The following is an 8072-nucleotide window of genomic DNA, read 5'->3' as shown; positions in this document are numbered from 1 at the left end:
TAGCGTTTTACCCCGAAGCCGACCTTCAGCGCCTCGATGTCCAGGTGTGCTTCGGCGAGCAGGCGCTTCAGCCGGCTGTTCTCCAACTCAAGTTCCTTGAGGCGCTTGGCGTCCTCCGCCTCCATCCCGCCGTACTTGGCTCGCCAGGCGTAGAAGCTGGCGGGGCTGAAGCCGTGCTGGCGACCCAACTCGGTCACGGCCATCCCCGCTTCGGCCTGCTTGATGAACCCGATGATCTGCTCGGTGGTGAATCGACTCTTGCGCATGTCCGTCCTCTCAGGGTGACGGACTCTACCTAGCTTCGAGTGGTACGGCTGGGTGGGGGCAGGTCAGCTGTCGCCGCGTTTGGTCATGCGTCCGAGTCGTCGCGTGTTGCCGCTGGAGTGTTCGCGTGGCGGTAGGCCGAGTGCGCTGGCGAGGTGGCGGCCGGAATCGAAGCGCGCAAGGTCACCAACCGACGCGCTCAGCGCAGTCGCCGTCAGCAGACCGACGCCGCCGGCCTGGAGATACAGCTGGCTGCGCCGATCGCGACGCGCGAAGGTGTCGAGTTCCTTCTCGATGCCCTGCATGCCGCGCTCGCACAGGGCGATCTCTTCGAGCAGGTGGTGGAGGCTGTGGCGAAGGGCCATGGGGTGAGCGGCAGCGCTTGCGCGCCACTGGCGCGCGCTCACGCGAACGCCAAGCCAAGGATGGCTTGGCCGGCGGGCGCTCCATGGATGGATACTTGTCGCATGCACCGTCGAAGCCGTCTCAGGTCAGCCGCACGCGCTCGGCTCCCGAGGCAATCACCAGCCCGAACTCGCGCAGTTGGCGTCGAAACTCAGCACCCCGGGAGTCCTGCCCACATGAAAAAACTGGATGACGCAGAGATCTACTTGCTGAACTTCGAGCAGGCCGGGACCCCGCCTTCTGCGGCCACAACTCACATTGGGATGTTCTTGGCTTGGGCCCTCTTGAAGGGGCTTGGAGCGTCATCACACATCAACTTCGACTACCACCGCCTAAAGGCCAGAGAGATCACCGGATCCGAATTTCTGAACAGATACTGCGGCTCCACACTGGTCGACAAGAAAGATCTGAACGAGACCGGGGCTGCGTTTGCGAACTGGTACTACGACCGATACTTTCACGACTATCTGGACACCTTTGGACTTAGTCCAAACGCGTCTCTTGACGTTCTAGCCAAGGTCAGCGACAACTGGCAAAACTACGAGAGGGTCGCCACGGTACTTGACACCCGCCTGCTTGAGTGGATGGAGGCAACGGGCCTCAGCGCATCTTCTCTTTCAGATGCTCCTGACTCCACCACAGCAAAAAACGACTCAACGGCTCCGACCTTTGCAAGCGGCGCTCGCGTTGGTCATGGGCGCTTCGGCCCGGGGGAGGTGCTTACCTCCACTGTAGAAGCTGGACGCGAGAGAGTACTCATCAAGTTCGATTCGGGCGCCGAGAAGTGGCTGGCTGTTGGCATTGCACCTCTTACGCTGCTACACGATTCCTAACCTGTAGGTCAACCCGAGCCTACGCGCCATGGCACCTCGCCGCGAGGCGCTCTCTGTCTTTGCTGTGCCTCCCGGCCCAGGCACCACGCCGTTCTGGCCCGGCTACCTCGACCTTAGACCGAATGAACAACACGACCAACGACTAACTGTTGGATCTCGGATGCCATCTTCGCGAGCCATGGCAAGATGCCGAAACGCGCTATCGGCTCGCCACTGGCTCAGAGCCCCAATTTGACGATGGTCGGCGCAGGGCAGATCGGCAAGTTCTGAGGCTCATGCTTCTGCAGGCCGAGGCCTTCGATCCTGATCCATCAGCCATCGCGCTCCAGGGAATCGACATCGACGAGGACCACGGCTGTTGGCCGCGGGCCAAACGGTCATGTATGGACTCCCTCGTCACCCGCTGACGCGTCGGCTGTTCTTTGTTTCCTGCTGACCCGCTCTCCTTGCGCCTGAGCAAATCGCCAGGTTCGATCAAGGCTGGCTCATCAGCGAGTTCGTCTGTGCCGAAGATTGGGCGAACTGGGAGATGCATCCACAGGGCGACGCGTTCCTTTACCCGCTTAGCGGTGATGTCGAACTCATGCTGGAGCTTCCGTCCGGCACCGTTTCAGCGCAGATCTCCGGCCGAGGAGCGCAGGCAGTGCCACAAAACGTCTGGCACACGGCCAAGTTCTTTGCGCCAAGTCGTATGCTTTGCGTCACCCGAGGCGAAGGCACCCAACACAGGCCGACCGGTGGGGCCTGACCCTTCGCCGGCCCGACTCGCACCGACGGGGGACTTGGCCCGCTTCTTGGAATCCTTTGCACGCACGCTGGCAACTCGATCAAGACGGGGCATTTCATTGGCATCGGCCTCTGCCTGGGAGCGGCGATCGGCGCGGGCCTGGGCGTGGCACTGGGCAACCTGGCCTTGGGCATGGGCCCCGGCATCGCCATCGGGGTGGGCCTTGGCCTGGCCGCCGCGCGCAGGGTCCGCGCGGCGAACGCTTCGGCGGCCTCCCCTGCAGACCGTGGCTAGGCGCTCGCGCAGGTCGCGTATCCAATGCGGGAGCGCGCGAGATCCAGCGCACGCAGCAGGAGGCCTGGGCCCGCCGTGAGTGAAATCGTTCTGGCCTATCTGGGAGCCTACACCGCGCCGGTCATGGCGCTTGCGCTGGGGCTGGCCATTGCGCTCAGGCGCTCCATGCGCAAACGCCATCTGCTCTGGCTGCTGGGTGTGACCGTGCTGTCCCTGCTGGGGTTCTTTGGCCTGCTCATCGCAGGTTTCCAGCTCTACCGCGGGCCGGGCCCAGGCGCGAGCCTGCTGCATCTCGCGCTGGTGCTGCTGGCCGGCCTGTTTGTCGGCAGCAGTGCGCTGGCGGGCTTCAGTTTCCTGCTGAAGCTGCTGGGCCTGGCCCCGCTTGAGGACAGGCCCGCAGACAGCGGGCGTTAGGCCGGAGGGGGCGGCGGCGGCGCGGTAGGCGGCGAGCCGGTCGCCGGCAGTGCGGGCTTGTCGCCACGACGGAACAGCAGCACGCCGACGGCCACCAGCAGGGCCAAGCCACCGAACAACCACCACGGCCGGTACCAGAGCCAGCCGCTGCCGATGGCGACCAGGCTGAAGAGGGCGGCGAAGACGAACGACACGGCAGCGGCGGCGCCGCCGACCAGGCGGCCGAGCAGGGGCACCCACTCGGCCAGCGCCACCAGCGGCCGCAGCAGCAGGCCGAAGCCCATCCACAGCAGGCCGAAGCCGCCGACACGCAGGCCCCAGGCGAGCGCGCTGTTGCTGCTGCGGGCCGATTCGATCAGCGCTTCCGGCGAGTGTTGGCCGCGCTCGATGAGGAAGAAGACTTCGTCGCTGCGCAGCTTGGCCGGCGCGAGCCGGCCGGGTGCCACCGCGGCGATCAGGCTGACCTGGCCTTCCGGTATTCGCGCGAAGCGGATGCGCAGGTCGCCAACCTGCGGCGAGGCGAAGTTCTCGCCGCTGTACAGCCAGCCGTCGGCCGGGCGCAGGCTGGCGGCGAGGTTGGGCGGCAGCGCGTCGGTGCTGGCCGGCAGCGGCTCCCAGCCGCCGATCTCGCTGGCGATCCTCGGGTCCAGCACGCGGCCGTCCACGCGCACTTCGCCCGCGCTGAAACGCTGGCTGCGGAAGGGCGGCGGTGGCGGGTTCTCGTGGCCGGACCGATCCTCGAAGCGGCTGCTGTCCTGGTGATCCTCGCTCCAGCGGCGCTCGTAACGGTACTCCTCGACCTGCCGGGTGCTGCCGTCCGCGCGGCGCTCGCTGCGCGTCTCGCGCTTCTCCACCCACTGGAACATCTCGACTTCGCGGCGCAGGGCCAGGCCCTGGGTGGCGACGCCGAAATCCGGGTCCGCCACCGGTGCGCTGGCGCTGGCCGCGGCGCTGACGTGGGCGAGACCGCCCTCGCCCGCCTGCGCAAGCGGCTGCACTTGAGCGCTGGCCGCGTCCAGCACCTGGGTGCGGCGCATGGCGCGGCCTTCGTTCCAGAACTGCAGGCCGAGTGCGACAGCGATCATGGCGAGCCCGAACAGGGCACCGCCGAGCACGCCCTTGCCCTTGCCGGTTTGCGCGTGCGGCATGCGCAGGCCTGGAATCATGTCGGCTTACTCGGCGGTTTCGCCGATCTCGACGGCGTAGGCGTCGATGCGGTACTCGACCTTGGCGACCTCCATGCCACGGGTCGATTCCTCCTGCAGGTGCTGGCGGTGGTCGTCGGACAGCTCCTTGCGCTGCAGTTGGCCGTAGACCACGGCAGGGCCGCTGGAATCCTTGGGCACGTCGAACTTGTGGTCGTGCATCATCACGCGGACGCTTCCGCCCTCTTCTTCCAGCACCACCCAGCAGCCCTTGTTCTGGCAGACCTCGACGATGCGGCCGCTGAACTTCTGCCGGCCCTCGGCGTGCTTGTCGAAGTCGGCGATGGCGGCCTGCACCGGCGTGGCCTCGCCTGCGGGCATGGGTTCAAGTCCATAACTGCCGGCAACAGCCAGCGCGGGCAGCACGGCGGACAGGCAGAAAGCGATCAGGGTGGTGCGCATAGCGAGGCTCCGGGCGGCGCGTGCCGCGTGTGAAGGAGCCCGCACGATAGCGCAGGCGAGGCTCAGGCCGCCAAGGGCTGGGCCTGCAGCTCTGCCTGCGGCTGGGCCACGCCGTAGCGGCCCTTGTCGTCCAGCGCGACCTCGGCCATGGCGCAGCGCGTGTCGTGGGTGAAGTACAGACGCACGCCGCGGGCGCGCATGTCGTCGAGGAAGGCGCGCTTCTCGTCGATCAGCATTTCCGGGTAGCGGTCATAGCCCATGGTGACCGGCAGATGCACCCAGGGCGCGCCGGGGATCAGATCGGCGCAGAACACCACGCCGCCACGGCCGTTCGGGCCCACGATCTCGGCCAGCATCAGGCCCGGGGTGTGGCCGTCGCTGTAATGGAAGCGCACGGCCGTGCCCAGGGATTCGCAGTGCGGCCCGTCGACCAGTTCCAGCCGGCCGCTGCGCTCCAGCAGCTCGGGCAGCTCGGGAATGAAGCTGGCGCGGTCGCGCGGATGCGGGTGCTTGGCACGTTCGAAGCAGGCGCGGCTGACCACGTAGCGCGCGTTGGGGAACAGGAGCCGCGGCGGCTGGCCGTCCTCATGCGCGGCAAGCAGGCCGCCGGCGTGGTCGAAGTGCAGGTGGCTCAGCACCACCACGTCGATGTCGGCATCGCTGAAGCCGGCGCTGGCGAGCGAGTCGAGCAGCACGTGGCGATCCTCGACCACGCCGAAGCGCGCCTTGAGCTTGGGCTCGAAGAAGGCGCCGATGCCGGTCTCGAACAGCACCCGCTTGCCGTTGACGCCGTCAGCCAGCAGCGCCCGGCAGGCGAGGTCGATGCGGTTGTCTTCGTCGACTTCCACCCATTTGGACCACATCGCCCGCGGCACATTGCCGAACATGGCGCCGCCGTCGAGCTTCTGCGAGTTGCCGATCAGGGACCACAGCCTCGTCGTCATGATGTTCTCCTGCTCAGCGGAAGATGGCGTCGTCGCCGCTGCCGTCGGCGGCCTTGCCCACGCCTTCCCAGCGCGAGTCGGTGCCGGCCTCGACTGCACCGGTGGCACGGTTCCAGACCACCACCTGCATGTTGCCCCAGGGCCGCTCGGCGGCCTTGATGACGTGGCCGCGCGCGCTCAGCGCCTCGGTTTCGGCCGGCGACAGCGCTTCCGCCTCGACCGAGAGCTGGTCTGGCAGGTACTGGTGGTGGAAGCGCGGCAGGTCGGCCGTGGCCTGCGCGCCGCCGCCGTCGACGAGGTTCAGCAGACCGAGGATGACCATGCTGATGATGCGGCTGCCACCGGGCGTGCCGAGGATGGCCGTGCGCTCGGGGCTGACCAGGATGCTGGGGCTCATCGAGGACAGCGGGCGCTTGCCGGGGGCAATGGCATTGGCGTCTTCGCCGACGAGGCCGAAGGCGTTGGGCACGCCGGCCTTCATCGAGAAGTCGTCCATCTCGTTGTTGAGCAGGAAGCCGGTGCCGGGAACGACCATGGCATTGCCATAGGGCAGGTTCACGGTCTGGGTGACCGCGACCAGGTTGCCCTCGGTGTCCAGCAGCGAGAAATGCGTGGTGTCGGGTCGCGCGCCCATGCCGACGCCCGGCAGCAGCTCGCTGGGCGTGGCGCGCTGCGGGTGGATGCCGGCGCGCAGGCCGGCGGCGTACTGCGGGCTCATCAGCAGCTCGACCGGCACTTCGACGTGGTCGGGATCGCCGAGGTGCATGGCGCGGTCGCGGTAGGCGCGACGCATGGCCTCGACGGTGAGGTGGATGCGGTCGACCCGCGACAGCGGCGCCAGATCGTAGCCGCCGAGAATGTTCAGCACCTGCGCGATGGCGATGCCACCGGAAGACGGCGGCGGTGCGGTGACGATGCGGTGCTCGCCGAACGGGACCGACAGCGGCGCGCGCTCGACCACGGCGTACTGCTCGAGATCCTCGATCGTCCAGATGCCGCCCGCGGCGCGCACGCCGTCCACGAGCGTCTGCGCGAGCTCACCGCGATAGAAGCCGTCGTGGCCCTCGGCCGCGAGCTTCTCCAGCATCGCGGCATAGTCGGGGTTGAGCATGCGCGTGCCTTCGGCGGGGATTTCACCGCGGCGCAGGAACAGCGCGGAAGCGCCCGGATCGGCGGCGATGACCTCCTTGCGGAAGCCGAGCATCAGGGAATTCTTGCGACCGAAGGTCCAGCCTTCGCGGGCCATGCGGATGGCCGGCGCCAGCGACTTCGACAGCGGCAAGCGGCCGTACTTGTGCGACAGGTGCACCAGCCCCGCCGGCAGGCCGGGGATGGCCGCGGCCAGCGCGCCGTCCACGCTGCGGCGGCGCACGGGCTCGCCGTTCTCATCGAGGAACATGTCGCGGGTGGCCGCCAAGGGCGCGCGTTCGCGGGCGTCGATGAAGACGTAGCGGTCCTCGGCGGCGATGTGCAGCAGGAAGAAACCGCCGCCGCCGATGCCCGAGCTTTCGGGCTCGACCAGGCCGAGCGCCGCGCTGACCGCCACGGCCGCGTCGAAGGCATTGCCGCCGGCGGCCAGCACTTCCATGCCGGCGTCGGTGGCCTGCGCGTTGGCGCTGGCGATCGCCGGGTGGCGCGGCTTCTCGGCCGCGAACGAGACGGACACGCACAGCAGCAGGCCGGCCAGTGCCGCACCGCGGAGAATGCTCAGGCGCACTTGGCGACTCCTGTCAGCAGTTCGAACTTGATGAGCAGCTGCTCACGCGTTTCGGGATGGGCCGGGTCGAGGTCGATGCACTCGACCGGGCAGACCTCGACGCACTGGGGCTCGTCGTAATGGCCGACGCACTCGGTGCAGCGCTCGGGCGCGATCTCGTAGATCACCTCACCCTGGCTGATTGCGCCATTCGGGCAGGCCGGCTCGCAGACGTCGCAGTTGACGCAGAGCGCGTTGATGATGAGGGCCATGCTGTACCTGCGTCGCGGCCTGCCCCCGGGGCGCGATGCCCCGGGGCGGCGTGGAGCCTTCCAAACGGGGATTACTTCGCTTCGACGAAGACGTACTCGGCGCCCGAGGCCTGCAGGGCCTGGCCCACGCGCTCGGAGTCCTCGGCCTTGCCGATGAACAGCACGCGCACTTCGTTGAAGGAGCCGGCCGACGCTTCCTTGAAGGCATCGACGATGAGGTCGGCCATCTTGGCCGACTCCGGCGAACCGAAGGCCAGCATGTTGCCCGGCAGCACGCCGCGCGACACCGTGCCATAGACGTTGTCGAGCTGGCGCTCGTACTCGCCCTGGAAGTCCTCGCGGGTGGCGGCCGGCAGGTAGTACATGAAGGGGCTGGTGCGCAGCTTCTCGGGCAGGTTCTGCTTGACCACGTTGGTCAGGTAGAGCTTCCACGCGCGCTCGTCGTTGGGATCGGCGGGCACAGTGAGGGCGACCTGCTCGGTGGCGGCCGGCGCGGCCTGCTGCTCCTGCTTGCCGCAGCCGACGAGGCCAAGGCCGAGCAGGGCCACGAGGGCGATCGGCGCGAAGCGGACGGTGGACTTCATGGGGGGCTCCTGTTTGCGTTGTGTGTGAATCG

At 67.8% G+C, this 8072-nt stretch carries 9 protein-coding genes and 1 pseudogene; 2 read left to right on the top strand and 8 right to left on the bottom strand.

The features are described from left to right. Both BLP83_RS17320 and BLP83_RS17315 read right to left on the bottom strand, forming a co-directional pair. The coding region (locus tag BLP83_RS17320; RefSeq protein ID WP_143006761.1) for a transposase at positions 1–266 on the bottom strand (266 nt) is incomplete at its 3' end. A gap of 66 nt (positions 267–332) precedes the next feature. Beyond that, positions 333–632 (bottom strand): annotated as a pseudogene (locus BLP83_RS17315) (transposase); the annotation flags it as partial. Positions 633–845: 213 nt separating this feature from the next. On the opposite strand from BLP83_RS17315, the gene BLP83_RS17310 reads away from it, so the two are divergent. Both BLP83_RS17310 and BLP83_RS17300 read left to right on the top strand, forming a co-directional pair. Continuing rightward, a complete protein-coding gene (locus BLP83_RS17310) occupies positions 846–1502 on the top strand; it encodes a DUF7832 domain-containing protein (RefSeq protein WP_091245877.1) in 657 nt (218 codons plus the stop codon). A 1096-nt stretch (positions 1503–2598) separates the two neighbouring features. After that, a complete protein-coding gene (locus BLP83_RS17300) occupies positions 2599–2937 on the top strand; it encodes a hypothetical protein (RefSeq protein ID WP_091245870.1) in 339 nt (112 codons plus the stop codon). On the opposite strand, the gene BLP83_RS17295 is transcribed toward BLP83_RS17300, so the two are convergent. From BLP83_RS17295 to BLP83_RS17270, 6 genes are all read right to left on the bottom strand, one after another. Continuing rightward, positions 2934–4103 (bottom strand): TMEM43 family protein, encoded by a 1170-nt coding sequence (locus BLP83_RS17295; protein WP_091245867.1) that lies wholly within the window; start codon positions 4101–4103, stop codon positions 2934–2936. The genes BLP83_RS17300 and BLP83_RS17295 overlap by 4 nt on opposite strands. Positions 4104–4109: 6 nt before the next feature. Continuing rightward, a complete protein-coding gene (locus BLP83_RS17290; RefSeq protein ID WP_091245865.1) occupies positions 4110–4544 on the bottom strand; it encodes a DUF4920 domain-containing protein in 435 nt (144 codons plus the stop codon). Between the two features lie 62 nt (positions 4545–4606). Then, on the bottom strand, positions 4607–5488 hold the full coding sequence (locus BLP83_RS17285) for an MBL fold metallo-hydrolase (RefSeq protein ID WP_091245861.1): 882 nt from the start codon (positions 5486–5488) through the stop codon (positions 4607–4609). Between the two features lie 13 nt (positions 5489–5501). Beyond that, positions 5502–7205, bottom strand: coding sequence for a gamma-glutamyltransferase (ggt, locus tag BLP83_RS17280; RefSeq protein WP_218121268.1), 1704 nt, complete (start codon positions 7203–7205; stop codon positions 5502–5504). Continuing rightward, positions 7196–7456, bottom strand: coding sequence for a YfhL family 4Fe-4S dicluster ferredoxin (locus tag BLP83_RS17275; RefSeq protein ID WP_091245858.1), 261 nt, complete (start codon positions 7454–7456; stop codon positions 7196–7198). The genes ggt and BLP83_RS17275 overlap by 10 nt, the downstream gene beginning before the upstream one ends. 71 nt (positions 7457–7527) lie before the next feature. After that, a complete protein-coding gene (locus BLP83_RS17270; protein WP_091245855.1) occupies positions 7528–8040 on the bottom strand; it encodes a hypothetical protein in 513 nt (170 codons plus the stop codon). Between the last annotated feature and the right edge of the window lie 32 nt (positions 8041–8072).

Origin of the sequence: Aquimonas voraii, from assembly GCF_900101825.1 — a bacterium.
Lineage (GTDB): Bacteria > Pseudomonadota > Gammaproteobacteria > Xanthomonadales > Xanthomonadaceae > Aquimonas > Aquimonas voraii.
Note: the sequence above shows the minus strand (reverse complement) of the source record. Positions and strands in the feature narration are given on the sequence as shown.